At 72.0% G+C, this 12,806-nt stretch carries 9 protein-coding genes; 3 read left to right on the forward strand and 6 right to left on the reverse strand.

Annotation, left to right across the window (positions count from 1 at the left end; translation table 11 throughout):
- The first annotated feature begins 185 nt into the window (after positions 1 to 185).
- Positions 186 to 641 (forward strand): metallopeptidase family protein, encoded by a 456-nt coding sequence (locus ACFQVD_RS23970; protein WP_343980311.1) that lies wholly within the window; start codon positions 186 to 188, stop codon positions 639 to 641.
- 17 nt (positions 642 to 658) lie between these two features.
- Here the strand turns inward: ACFQVD_RS23970 and ACFQVD_RS23975 are convergent, their stop codons facing one another.
- The 4 genes from ACFQVD_RS23975 to ACFQVD_RS23990 all read right to left on the reverse strand — a co-directional run bounded on the left by ACFQVD_RS23975 (position 659) and on the right by ACFQVD_RS23990 (position 7,953).
- Entirely contained in the window at positions 659 to 2,074 is a 1,416-nt protein-coding gene (locus ACFQVD_RS23975) for a DUF5719 family protein (protein ID WP_343980314.1), read from the reverse strand.
- Entirely contained in the window at positions 2,071 to 4,956 is a 2,886-nt protein-coding gene (locus tag ACFQVD_RS23980; RefSeq protein WP_343980318.1) for a glycosyltransferase family 2 protein, read from the reverse strand. Before ACFQVD_RS23980 ends, ACFQVD_RS23975 begins: the two co-directional genes overlap by 4 nt.
- Before the next feature lie 254 nt (positions 4,957 to 5,210).
- Positions 5,211 to 5,471 (reverse strand): WhiB family transcriptional regulator, encoded by a 261-nt coding sequence (locus ACFQVD_RS23985; RefSeq protein WP_037969494.1) that lies wholly within the window; start codon positions 5,469 to 5,471, stop codon positions 5,211 to 5,213.
- Between the two features lie 307 nt (positions 5,472 to 5,778).
- A complete protein-coding gene (locus tag ACFQVD_RS23990; protein ID WP_343980321.1) occupies positions 5,779 to 7,953 on the reverse strand; it encodes a hypothetical protein in 2,175 nt (724 codons plus the stop codon).
- Between the two features lie 237 nt (positions 7,954 to 8,190).
- Here ACFQVD_RS23990 and cofD point away from each other — a divergent pair, with 237 nt between their 5' ends.
- A complete protein-coding gene (cofD, locus tag ACFQVD_RS23995) occupies positions 8,191 to 9,156 on the forward strand; it encodes a 2-phospho-L-lactate transferase (protein ID WP_343980325.1) in 966 nt (321 codons plus the stop codon).
- Entirely contained in the window at positions 9,153 to 10,472 is a 1,320-nt protein-coding gene (locus ACFQVD_RS24000; RefSeq protein ID WP_343980328.1) for a coenzyme F420-0:L-glutamate ligase, read from the forward strand. The genes cofD and ACFQVD_RS24000 overlap by 4 nt, the downstream gene beginning before the upstream one ends.
- Positions 10,473 to 10,530: 58 nt before the next feature.
- On the opposite strand, the gene ACFQVD_RS24005 is transcribed toward ACFQVD_RS24000, so the two are convergent.
- Together ACFQVD_RS24005 and ACFQVD_RS24010 are read right to left on the reverse strand one after the other, a co-directional pair.
- Complete coding sequence (locus tag ACFQVD_RS24005) at positions 10,531 to 10,785, reverse strand: hypothetical protein (protein ID WP_343980331.1); 255 nt, start codon at positions 10,783 to 10,785, stop codon at positions 10,531 to 10,533.
- A 280-nt stretch (positions 10,786 to 11,065) separates the two neighbouring features.
- On the reverse strand, positions 11,066 to 12,796 hold the full coding sequence (locus ACFQVD_RS24010) for a substrate-binding and VWA domain-containing protein (RefSeq protein WP_343980334.1): 1,731 nt from the start codon (positions 12,794 to 12,796) through the stop codon (positions 11,066 to 11,068).
- Positions 12,797 to 12,806 lie beyond the last annotated feature (10 nt).

Consider the following 12,806-nt stretch of genomic DNA (forward strand, 5'->3'; position numbering starts at 1 on the left):
CACAATTCGGACACGTGTCCCGGCTTCCACCCGCCTGTATGGCTTACGCCCCTCCTCCGCGCTCCCGCCACACGGCTGCTCGGGTCCCACACCCGACGCACGGCACCACCGCCCCACGCACTCGATACGCCACCTTCCGTCACCGGCACTCCCACCCCCGCTCGGGTCACGTCTAAGCTGGGGCCGTGAGCCCGGCACCCGGCAGACCTCGTTCTCCCCGCAGGCGCGACAGGCACGGCCGCGGCCTGCGCGGTCCGCTCGCGCCCTCGCACGTGCCGATCGCCAAGTCCCGCAGCGAGCGGTTCGACGATCTCGTCCTGGACGCCGTCGACCGGCTCAAGCCCCGGTGGGCCAAGCAACTGGCGGCCGTGGAGTTCGCGGTCGAGGAGGTCCCGCCGATCAGCGAGCTGGGCGACGGCCCCGGGCTGCCGGCCGGCGAGCCGATCCCGTTCGGACGGGCCAAGCCCGCCGACGGGAACCGCCCGGCCATTGTGATCATTTACCGCCGCCCCCTGGAGAGCCGGTCCCGCGACCGCGACCACCTCGGCGCGATGGTGCACGAGGCGGTGGTCGAGCAGGTGGCGGGCCTGCTCGGACTCTCTCCGGAATCGATCGACCCCGGCTTCGACGACCACGACTGACCCGTCCGAACCGCCTGTCAGGGCAGGACCGTCGCGGCGGACTCCGCGACCGGCGGGATCAGCGCCCACATCCGGGCCGCGGCCAGTGGCTGCACGGTCAGCGCCGGCCCGCCCTTCCGCCGCTCGTCCATGACGCGCCCGCCGTAGACCGGTCCCGAGCCGGGCATCGGCTGCACGACCACCGCGAAGACCCCGTCCACCTTGGGCAGTTTGACCTGCTTGGTACGCGAGGCGGAGATGTCCACCTGGAACGGCTCGCCCGGCTCGCCCTTGCGCGGAACCACCTGCACGCTCACCTTTCCCGCCGTGTCCGGCGCGGTCAGCAGCAGCCGGGAGGTCACCTTGCCCTCCGTGCGGTTGTCGGCGACGACGCTTCCCAGGTCGACGGGGTCCGCCCCGGCGGTGAAGGCCACGTCGACCTTCGCCCCGGTGCCGGTGGCGACGAGCCCCGCGACGATCGGGGTCTCCGAGGTGAGCAGCAGCGCGGACGGCTGGCCGCCGATCCCGGTGGACAGGTCGAGGGTGGCGACGGAACCGGCGGGTACCTCGACGAGCTCGCGGCCCTTGAGCGCGTACGTCCCTTCGGGGGTGAGCGCCCTGACCTCGACCAGCGTGTCGACCTCGGCGTCGGAGGCGACGAGCAGCTCGCGTTTCCCGCCACCGCCGGGGATGCCCGGCACCACGACGCGGGTGGCGGGGGCCGCGGAGGCGGGCAACCAGTCGACGCCGCGCCCACCGTTCATGATCGCCCTGGCCGCGGCGGTGACCCGCCCGGAGCTGGTGCGCACCTGGATCGCCAGGGCGAGCGCCGAGGGCGCGAGATCCCCGACCTTGATCGAACGGTTCTCACCGGGTTTCAGGGTGAACACACCACCGCTGTCGGCCACCACGGGACCCTCGCCCGAATAGACCATGATCTCCACGATGGCCGGGGCGAGGTCGGCGTTGGTCAGGTAGAGGGTGACCTCGGCCGCGGCCGGCCCCGGGCCGACCAGCCAGGTGCTCGCCACCGGCTCGGTGCAGCGCACCCCGGCCAGTCCCCGCTGCCTGCCCGACTTCTCCTTGCGGGTCTGCGCCACCTCCAGGCCCGCCGCCATGCTCCCGGTGGCCGTGATGACAAGGGGCGGTGACGAGGTGGGGATCTTCTCATGCCAGAGGCGGCCTGGGGTGTCGAGGGTGGCGAGGGTCCTGTCACCGGTGACGAGTGCCGCGGTCCCCTGTGCCCGGCTGCCCGGCGGGGCCACCACGCCGACGGAGGCGTCCCCGGGCGATGGGCAGACCGTCGTCACCGAGGCGACGGGAACCTTCTGAGCCTGTGGCGCGGAGGTGGCGGCCGTCTGCGGCTGGGTGGCGGAGGCCACCCCGTACAGGGCGAGCAGGGCCACCAGCACCAGCACCAGCAGGCTGAACCGGTTCTCGATCAGGGATTTCACCGGGGGGCCAGCTCTCTACGGGACTCGGGCAGGTCCTGCGGGGCGGCGGGCTGGTCGGACTCGGTGCGCGAGCCGGGCGCGGCCAGCACCAGGACGACCAGCACCAGCGCGGCCTGTACCCACAGCCAGCGGCTGTGCCAGGGGTCGCCGGGCGGGGTGACGGGAACGGCGATCGGCTGGGTCAGCCGCCACACGCCGACCGAGCGGGACAGGCTCATCCTCGCCAGCGAGGGCTGCGAGTCGAGGGCGGCACTGATCGCCGCGTCGACGGGCGCGGTCATCACGACGAACCGGACACCGTGCGCCGCCAGCACCCGGGCGTCGTCGCCGCCCCTGCCGGACACCAGCCCGGCCGTGGCGACGCGGACCCGCTCCCTGGGCCCCTCGGGCACGGGGATGTCTGCCTCGCCGATCACCGGGGTACGTCCGCGCAGCACCGTGAAGAGCAGACCGTTCGGCGAGGTGCGCAGCAGCAGGGTCCGCTCGCCACCGGCGGAGTTGACCGCCGCGAGGGCGGGCATGACGTCGCGTACGGTTCCGCGGATCGGGCCGTTCACCCCCTCGGCGATCCACATGCCCGCGGCGAGCAGCGGTGTGGAGAACGCGACCAGCACGACCCCGAGCGCGGCGAGCCTGCGCAGCCCGCCGGCCGCCCGGAACTCTACGACCCGGTCGGCGGTGAGCGCGGCCACCACGAGCATGCCGGTGGCCGCGAAGGCCAGTGGCACACCGGGCCAGGCGGGAGCCTCGACGTCGCCGTTGATCGAGGTGACGGGGGTCCTGCTGACCAGGATGGCCACCAGCACGCCGAAGAGGGCGACGCCCCAGCCGACCGCGATGACCATCCGGTTGCGGCGCATCAGCAGCGCGAGCAGGCAGGCGGCGATGAGACCGCCGGTCACCCAGAGTGGCGGCATGCCGGGCCCGCCCGGGCTGAGCAGCAGCAACGACTGCGCGGGCAGCCCGGGGTCGACCAGCGCGGGCTGGTGCAGTCCGGCCTCCAGTAGCAGCCGCTTGGGATCCGCGACCAGCTGGGCCAGCCAGGGGAACAGCAGGACCACGGGCACGGCGAACGCCACGAGCATCGAGACGGCGACGCCCCGGCGTGGGAAGGCCAGCGCCGCCAGCGCGCCGAGGATCGCGGTCAGCGGGTAGACCAGCGGGGCGAAGGCGGTGCCGACGGCCAGCAGGAGCCCCAGGCCCCAGGCGGCGCGGCGGGCGCGGCGCCGCTCCCCGGCGAGCACCGTGGTGGCGAGCGCCGCGTAGACGGGAAGCAGCACGAAGACCACCGCGGTGCCGAGCCGGCCCGCGGCGACCGCGCCGGTGGCCACCGGCAGGAGGGCGTAGGAGGAGGCCAGCCAGACCCGGGTCCAGCGACCCGGGATCATCGACCGGGTGGCCGCGTACGCGGAGATCCCCGCCAGCGGCACGCAGCCGAGCAGCAGCAGCGAGACCGCGAGCCACGTCTTGCCGAACAGCACCGTGGAGAGCACGGCCAGCACCGCCACGTACGGCGGAGCCCACGCGTCGGTGCCCAGCCCCGTCTGGTGGTGGCTCTCACGGTAGAGATCCCACAGGTCGGAGGCCCCGCCGATCACCGGGACGAGCGCGCCGCCGCCCAGCCTGGCGCCGCCGGTCAGGGCGCGCTCGGCGATCAGCGTGACCAGGGCGAGCGCCAGGAAGAGCAGGACGCCCGGGTTTCCGAAGACGCGCTGCATCACACCGGCGTCGGTGAGCAGTTCCTCGCCGTCCTCCTGCTGCGGGTGCGGCGAGGCCGCCACCGCGTGGTGGCGCCCCTCGGACTCCACGAACCCGCCCCCGGCCAGATAGTTCTGGGCCCGGTCGACGAGCCGCCGGTAGCCGGCACCGGGTGGGGTGAGCAACCGGCTGATCGCCGGGTACGCCTGCCTGCGCCCTTTGGCCCGCACCCGCCGAGCCTTGATCATCCGAATGGGATGGCCGAACACCGAGCCGAACGCGAGGAACTCGTCCAGCGCGTTGGCGGGCTGCTTGGCCACCAGGAACAGCGCCGTGCGGAAGACGGAGCCGAACGCGTTGCGTACCAGCGCCCACAGCAGCGGCCTCAGCGGCAGATTCGCCATGACGACGAAGAGGGCGTTACGCCGGTCCAGGCGGCGGGGGTGGTCACCGCTGGCGGTGATCCGGCGGCGTCGCCTGGTGGCGGCCTCGGCGTGCCAGGCGACCGCCCGGGTGACGTTCTGCACGCGGTATCCGGCGGCCCTGACCCGCCAGCACAGGTCGAGGTCGTCACGGAAGAGCGGCAGGGCCGGATCGAGACCGCCGACCTCCTCCCAGACATCCCTGCGGATCAGCATGCCCGCGGTCGAGACCGAGAGCACGTCCCTGATCCCGTCGTACTGCCCCTGGTCGAACTCACGGGCCTCCAGCCCGGTGTTCCTGCGGCCGGTGCGGTCGACGGTGACGCCGACCTCCAGCAGGATCCGCCGGTCCAGCCAGTCCCGGAGCTTGGGGCCGAGCACCGCCGCCCGGGGATCCGCCTCGGCGGCCTCCAGCAGGATCCGCAGGGCATCGACGTCCGGCGCGCAGTCGTCGTGCAGCAGCCAGATCCACTCCTGCCCCCCGCCGGGGCCGAGCTTGTCGAGCACCTCGGCGACGGCCTCGCCGAAGCCGGTCGAGCGCGGCAGGGTGAGCACGGCTCTGGAGCCGAGGGCTCCGGTCAGCAGCGCGGCGCTGCCGTCCCTGCTGCCGTTGTCGACCCCGACGACCCGGTCCACCGGACGGGTCTGCCGGAGCAGGGCTTCCAGGGTCTCCCCCAGCCAGCGGGAGCCGTCGTGGGAGACGACGATCGCGGTGACCGTGTGGTGGGGGCGATGGGGGCGCTGGGAGTCGGTGATGGACATACGTCCCGTGTTCAGGAGGTGTTGATGATCGGCGCGACAACGATACGACACCCTATGTCTGACTATGTCTTACACCTGGTCGCGCGCATGAAAAAGGGCCACGCGACCGACGGTCACGTGGCCCCATGGACATATTCGTCAAGCGCCCCCGAAGGGGCGTCACATACTTCTTCGGTGTTCTTCAGTGGTTGGATTTCCAGACCGTCCGGACCTCGGCGTGCCCAAGCCTTACAGCCGTCCGCTTCGCGGACGGCTCAGACCGCCTCACGCTTGATCCGCCGTCGCTCCCGCTCCGACAGCCCACCCCAGATTCCAAACCGCTCGTCGTGTTCCAGCGCGTACTCAAGACACTCGGCACGCACCTCGCAGGAGCGGCAAACCTTCTTGGCCTCGCGGGTGGAGCCTCCCTTCTCCGGGAAGAACGCCTCCGGGTCGGTCTGCGCGCACAAGGCGCGCTCCTGCCAGCCAAGCTGCTCTTCAGCGATGCTCTCCTGTGCGATGACCAGGTCGGCCACTGCACACCTCCCTGCCGCACGCCCGCAAATGGAGCCCCCCTATGAACGCCTCCCCCTTACCCACCCAGAGAAAGGCGTAACAACACGTGTGTAATTACACGCGCGTGCCCGGTGTGGCGTCAAGCGGCATGCTGGTATCCGGGGAAAGACCTGCTCTCCCCGGTTGTGGGTCGTGTGCCTGCCACGACGGCAATTGCACCAGGTGATCGCCGCGATCGCCAGGGGCTCAGTGCTCTCGGCGGTCGGAACCGTACCAGGACATGTTCTGATCCTGACCGGGGCCCACCCTCTCTCTATCCGGGCTTTGCTAATCCATGCCCTGACCTGGGCGTTGTTCGGGCTTGTAGATCGCGGTGGGGTCTATCGGCTGCGAGTCCCACGTCCTGACGGCGAGCGCGGGGTCGCTCAGCGGGTCTCCGGTGTAGGTGCTCGGGTCGAACCTGAGCGTCGCCTCCGAGCGCGGGTCCCACTGGTGACCGCCGCCCTGCGGCTGGTACGGGGCCTGCGGGGCCGGGGGGTTCTGCGGAACCTGGGGCGCCTGCTGCGGATGCCCGAACGGGCCGTCGTAGCCGGAGGAGCCGTACTCGGGGACGCGAAGCTGCGGCTCGGTGCCCTGGGCCTGCTGCTGGTAGCTCTCCGCCTGCTGGTACGCCTGGGCCATCTGCTGTGATCTGAGGTCCACCGGATCGGGCGCGGGATACTGCGGGCCCGGCTCGGCCGGGCGGGCGAACTCCGCGCTCGGGTAACCGCCGAACGGCTGGCCATAGTTCTCCGGAGGCTGCGGGAAGGGCTGCGCCTGGCCGTCGAACGCCGGCCCCTGGCGGCCGTCGACCGGCGGGTAGGGCGCGGGGACCTGCTGCTCGGACTGGTGGCCGTAGCCGGACGGCTGCGAGTCCTGCTGCCCGAAGCCCTGCGGCTCGGGCCGCTGGTAGGCCGGCGGCTCGGAGTGCGGCTCGGCCTGCGGGTAGCCCTGCGCCTGCGACTCCGAGCGCCGGCCGGAGCCCGCGGGCTGCGACTCCTGGCCGTACGCCGGCGAGTCGGCCTGCCGGCCGAAGCCCTGCGGCTCGGGCTGCCCGTACCCGGGAAGATCGGCCTGCCCGTAGTCCGGCTGCCGCTGCTCCGGGCGGAGGCCGTACGCCGAGGAGTCGGCCTGCCGGCCGAAGCCCTGCGGTTCCGGCTGTCCGTACGCCGGGGAGTCGGGGAACTGCGGATAGCTCGGCAGACTCGGGCTGGAGTGCCGCCCGGAACTCACCGGCTGCGACTCCTGACCGTACGCCGGCGGGTCGGCCTGCCGGCCGAAGCCCTGCGGCTCGGGCTGCCCGTACGCCGAGTCGGGGAACTGAGAATAGCTCGGCAGCCGGGGTTCCGTCTGGGGCTGCTGATCCACCGGAGCGGCGTAGACCGGCGGGTCATAGGCGGCCGCCGACGGCTCGTACGGCTTGGCCGGGGCCGGGGGCTGGACGTCGGCCGCGATGTACGGGCTCGGGGTGTAGCCCCCGGTCTGCGCGACGGGCTGGGAGACGGGCTGTGGCGGCTGCGGCATGGACTGCGGGTACCCCTGCCCCTGCGGCTCCGGCTGCTGGGGGGACTGCGCGTAGGAACCGGGCGGGGGAGCGTACGGCTGGCTCTCGGCGGGCGGCTGGTAGGGAGGCTGGGGCTGCCCGTCGCCCGCCTGCGGCGCGGACGGCGCGTAGGAGGCCGCCTGCTGCCCGTACCCTTCGGAGACGTGCGCGGGCGCGGGCGGAAGCGCGGGGAGGTTCTGCGGAGGCTGCGGAGCCTGGGCGGGCGGCGCCTCCTGCGAGTAACCGTGGCCGCCCGGCGGAGCCTGATCCTGCGGGTGGTGGACACCCTGCTGCACCATCTGGCCCTGGGGGTACCCGCCCGGCCCCTGCGGGTGGTCCTGGAAGGGGACCTGTCCCTGCGGATGGTCCTGGAAGGGGACCGGTCCCTGCGCGGGAACGGGCTGCTGGGGGTGGTACCCCTGCTCCCGGGGGTGCTCGGCGGGGCGGCCGAAACCGTCCTCGGCGCGGAGGGCACCGGCGCGTGAACCGGCGGGGATCGCCTTCGGCAGCACGTAGAGCAGTGCGACCGTGATCAGCGCGAGGGCGGGCAGGTGGATGAGGAGAATTTCGATCTTCTCCTGGAGATCCGTCACCCCCCCGAACAGCGCGGTGAGCAGGCTGATCGCGCCGAAGAGCACGGAGAGCGCGAGCGTACCGGCCGCCACGAGGGCCATCGGCTTCAGCCGCTCGATCACCGGACCGAGGTGGGTGGCCAGCAGCACGGCGCCGACGAGCAGCGCGGCGGTTGTCGGCGAGGTGAGTTGACCCAGGTAGCCCGTCGCGCGCACGGCGAAGGACGATCCACCGAACAGCAGGCGTTCGATGCCGACAAGAACGCTCGCGGACGCGACGGCTAGCATGAGCCACGCCGCCGGTTCCCGGAGCCGGCCCGCCTCGACATTGATCACAACTACCCCCATAGGGTCTTTAGGTAAACCCGGGCCAGTTTTGCACATGGCTGACTTTGCTGTTGGTAGTCCCAGGAAGCCCACCAACCCCATAAGTGCTCCATTGCACCTTATATGCCCCTAATTCGGGCACCAGGACAGGCGATTCTGCCAGCACGGACAGCCCTCATAACGATCATGAAAAGACTACGCCCCCCTCTCCCGGCACCCCGCCGACATCCGTGACGACCTAGTGGAACACTGGACGGCATGCGCATCGTGTCCCTCGCCGGCGGAATCGGTGGTGCCCGCTTCCTGCGGGGTCTTCTCACCGCCGCCCCCGACTCCGAGATCACCGTCATCGGCAACACCGGTGACGACATCAGTCTCTACGGCCTGCGGGTCTGCCCCGACCTCGACACTGTTATGTACACCCTGGGCGGTGGCATCGACGAGGAACAGGGCTGGGGACGACGACAGGAGTCGCACGTCGTCAAGGAGGAACTGGCCGCCTACGGCGTCGAGCCGCAGTGGTTCGGCCTCGGCGACCGCGACTTCGCCACCCACATCGTGCGCACCCAGATGCTCGACGCCGGATACCCGCTGTCGGCGGTCACCGAGGCACTGTGCCGGCGCTGGCAGCCGGGCGTGCACCTGATCCCGATGAGCGACGACCGGACCGAGACCCACGTGGTCATCACCGACGAGCGGGGCCGCCGCGCCATCCACTTCCAGGAGTGGTGGGTGCGGTTGCGCGCCTCGGTTCCCGCCGAGCAGATCATCCTGGTCGGCGCCGACCAGGCGTCCCCCGCCCCCGGCGTACTGGAGGCCATCGCCGCCGCCGACGCGGTCATCCTCCCGCCGTCCAACCCGGTCGTCAGCATCGGCACGATCCTGCAGATCAAGGGCATCCGCGAGGCCCTGGAGGGCAAGACGGTCGTCGGTGTCTCCCCCATCATCGGCGGCGCCCCCGTCCGCGGCATGGCCGACGCCTGCCTGACCGCGATCGGCGTGCGGACCACCGCGCAGGCGGTCCTGGAGCTGTACGGGTCACCGCTGGTGAACGGCTGGCTGGTCGCGGAGGAGGACGCCGGGGTGGCCCTCGCCGGCGTCGACGTCGAGGCCCGCCCGCTGATCATGCACGACGCCGAGGCCGCCGCCGCCATCGCCCGCGCGGCCCTGGACATGGCCACGCGGCTCGCGTCCTCCCCCGCCGGTGGGGAGGGCTCGCGATGAGCCGGAGCAGGCGCGGGCGGCGGAGTCCCGCCGACGTCAAGGTGGAGATCTTCGCCGTTCCCGGCATACCCGAGGTCCACGAGGGCGACGACGTCGGGGAGCTGATCGTCACGGCCCTGCCCGACCTGCGTGACGGCGACATCCTCGTGGTCACCTCCAAGATCTCAAGCAAGGCCGAGGGCCGGGTCCTGCACGGTGTGAACCGCGCCGAGGCCGTCGGCGCGGAGACGAGGCGGGTGGTCGCCCGCAGGGGCGAGACCGTGATCGCCGAGACGAGGCACGGGTTCGTCATGGCCGCCGCCGGGGTCGACGCCTCCAACACCCGGCCGGACACGGTGGTCCTGCTGCCCCTCGACCCGGACGCCTCCGCCTCGGCGGTCAGGGCGCGCATCGCGGAACTGCTCGGCGTGTCGGTCGGCGTGATCATCTCCGACACCTTCGGCCGCCCGTGGCGCAACGGCCAGACCGACATGGCCGTCGGCGTCGCCGGGGTGACTCCCTCTCTCGACTACCGAGGCATGTCCGACGACTACGGCAACGCGCTGGAGGTCACCCTGACCGCCGTCGCCGACGAGTTCGCCGCGGCCGGAGACCTGGTCAAGGGGAAGGTCGCGCAGACCCCGGTGGCGGTGATCAGGGGCCTCGCCGAGTACACCACCGAGGACGACGGGCCTGGCATCCGCGAGTTGGTCCGCCCGTCCGCCGACGACATGTTCCGGTACGGCTCCCGCGACGTGGTCTTCGCCCGCAGAACCATCCGGGAGTTCTCCGCGGAGCCCGTGGACGGCGCCAAGGTCCGCAGGGCCGTCGACGCCGCGATCGCCGCGCCCGCCCCGCACCACACGACCCCGTGGCGGTTCGTCCTGCTGGAGTCCGCGGGGGCTCGGGAGAAGCTGCTGGACGCCATGCGCGAGGCCTGGATCGCCGACCTGCGCGGCGACGGCCTCGTAGAGGAGTCGATCGCCAGGCGGGTCAGGCGGGGCGACGTACTGCGCGCGGCCCCGTACCTGGCGGTACCCTGCCTGGTCATGGACGGCTCGCACAGCTACCGCGACGACCGGCGCAACGCCGCCGAGCGGGAGATGTTCGTGGTCGCGGCCGGCGCGGGAGTGCAGAACTTCCTCGTCCAGCTCGCTGTGGAGGGGCTGGGCTCCGCGTGGGTCTCCTCCACGATGTTCTGCCGCGACGTCGTCCGCGAGGTCCTCGACCTGCCCGCCGGCTGGGACCCGATGGGAGCCGTCGCCATCGGCCACCCCGCGGCCCCGCCCCGCGACCGCGCCCCCCGCCAGGCATCGGACTTCGTCGTCGTCCGCTAGCCATCCCCGCACACCGGGCGGTCACGGCCGGTTCTCCTCGCGGGAAACGCTCACTGCCCTATATATGCCTGATCGTGCTCGCGGCCGCCGCGAGCACGATCAGCGTTATCAGGGCGACCCCGATCATGCGGCGGACCGCCTTCCAGGCCGCCGACTTAGCGCCGGGGATCTTCGACGCGGCCTCGGCGGCCGTTTCGATCGCCTTGCCCCATCCTGCCCAGGCGTCCATCGTCCGCTGGAAACGCCGTCCGACGGCGAACACGATCGTGGCCACTACGACCAGGGCCAGGATCCGGCCGTTCGAACTGTCCACGTCGCACTCCTACCGGGGGAAGCAGGATTCTCGTCACTGCCGGCATACGGGGGACTGTCAGAGCCGTGAGATGGCGAACACGATCGTCGCGATCACGATGAGCGCCATGATTCGGCCGTCGGCACTTTCCATGGATGTACCCCCCACCTGGAGAGAAGCAGGATTTCGTCACTAAGAGTAGGCCAATGACTACTGAAATTCCAGACACCCTCCCCGATCTCGCGCTGGAACGATCCAGATCTGCGGCCCGAGCCGCCGTTCGCCACCCGGCGACGGCCGATTACGGGGCCTTGGCGCAGGTGGGGTGACAGAGGCGGCGGGCCAGAGCGGACAGGAAGACGTCGATGATCTCTTCCGGACGCTGGGCGACGTGCAGGGAGCCGTTGGTGACCGAGGTGATCTGGGTGAGGGCGGCGCGGTCGAGGTCGGTGCCGAAGGCGAGGACCACGATCTGGACGGGGCGCTCGGGGTTCCAGTCACCGCGGAGCCGCTCCACCAGCTTGGTGCCGGAGATGCCCTTGCCGTCGTCCTTGCCCGCCGTGATGACGAGCAGGGTGTTGTTCATGGTCTCGTCATAGGACTCGGTCAGCGCGCGGAACCCGGCGATGACCGAGTCGTACAGGGCGCTGGGCTCCTTGGGGTCGGCGCGCAGGGTCCGGGTCAGCTCCTCCAGACGGCTGCGCCGGATGACCTGGCCGCCGTCGGGCTCGGTGATCGGGCCGAGGCGCACCCGCTCACGCTGGTCCTCCCCCTTGGCCGAGGAGAACTCCCACATGCCCATGTGCGTGGAGTCGGGGAAGAGCTGCAGGCCGAGCCTGGCGGCGTCGAGGGCGACGGTCAGCCGGGTCTTCCCCCGCTGCCCGTTGATCGGCCCGGCCATGTGCTTGCCGCTGTCCGCCAGGACCAGGATGTTGGTCGGCGGGGCGAGCCTGCTCCACGCCGCCAGCGCCTCGTCGATCATGCCGGGCAGGATGGTCGGGCGGGTGCGGGGCGCCTCGGTGGGGATGTCGGGACCGGGTGAGTACGGCCCCAGGGAGCCGTCGGGCGAGCGGAAGCCCGCCCTGCGGGCCGCCTCCCGTGTCTCGGGGGAGCGCAGCCAGGCCGCGAATGCCCTCGACCCGCTCGCCTTGGCCTCGTCGGAGGAGGTGACCACGTACGGGTAGTCGAGGTTGATGGTCCCCTCACGGGGATGCAGGGCGGTCACCGGGTCGTCCGACGGCCGGCGGTTGTGCTCCCAGACCGACTGCTCGGGAACGATCACCACGGGGCGCTGCCAGAAGGAGCGGTCGTCGACGGCGGCGAGCATGGTCCGGTAGTCCGGCGCCGCCCCCGCCTGCGCCCAGCGGACGAACGCGGTGAGCGCGCGGTCGGCCTCCGCGCCGCTGCCGACCACGTCCCTGGCCGCGGCCACGGTGGCGATCCCGGCACCCGCGAGCGACGGGTCGGGGACTCGGACCACGTCGGGCTCGTTCTCGGTCGGCCGGATCCGGCCACGGGTGGTCGCGGGGAAGACCATCCGCCAGTTCATGTCGGTCTTACCGACCGCGAAACGCCGGGCCAGGGACTTACGGGTGGCGAAGACCAGGGGCGAGGTCGCCATGACGGTCTCGGTGCCGGCCAGGTTCGCGGCCCCCTGCTTGCGGGCGAGCCGGATCCAGGCCGAGGAGTCGGAGATCCAGCCGTCCGGACGCTCACTGAGTACTCCCGCGGTGCCGCCGAGCAGGGTGCGGAGCACCGTGGCGGGCGGCTGTTCGGTCACCTGCACCAGCACGCACCGGCCGTCGACGCCCACCCTGCTCTGGTTGAACCGCCCCGCCGCCTCCATGACGGTCGGGGCGATGTCGACGGCGGCGGCGACCCCGACCAGCACCGGGTCGCGGGCCGAGCACGAACCCCCCGCCTGGTCGAGCACCAGGACGGTGCTCCCCGCCAGGGCGACCGCTATCGCGACCGCCGCCAGCGACAGACGCAGCAGGACCTGACGTCGACGCCGCTCAGCGCCGACGGCCACACGGTGTCGA

The sequence above is a fragment of the Streptosporangium amethystogenes subsp. fukuiense genome (genome assembly GCF_042665875.1).
GTDB lineage: Bacteria > Actinomycetota > Actinomycetes > Streptosporangiales > Streptosporangiaceae > Streptosporangium > Streptosporangium fukuiense.

Excerpts from the sequence above, each read along its gene's own strand:
- ACFQVD_RS23980 (WP_343980318.1), bottom strand. The coding sequence starts at position 4,956 with ATGTCCATCACCGACTCCCAGCGCCCCCATCGCCCCCACCACACGGTC.
- ACFQVD_RS23990 (WP_343980321.1), bottom strand. The coding sequence starts at position 7,953 with ATGGGGGTAGTTGTGATCAATGTCGAGGCGGGCCGGCTCCGGGAACCG.
- cofD (WP_343980325.1), top strand. The coding sequence starts at position 8,191 with ATGCGCATCGTGTCCCTCGCCGGCGGAATCGGTGGTGCCCGCTTCCTG.
- ACFQVD_RS24000 (WP_343980328.1), top strand. The coding sequence starts at position 9,153 with ATGAGCCGGAGCAGGCGCGGGCGGCGGAGTCCCGCCGACGTCAAGGTG.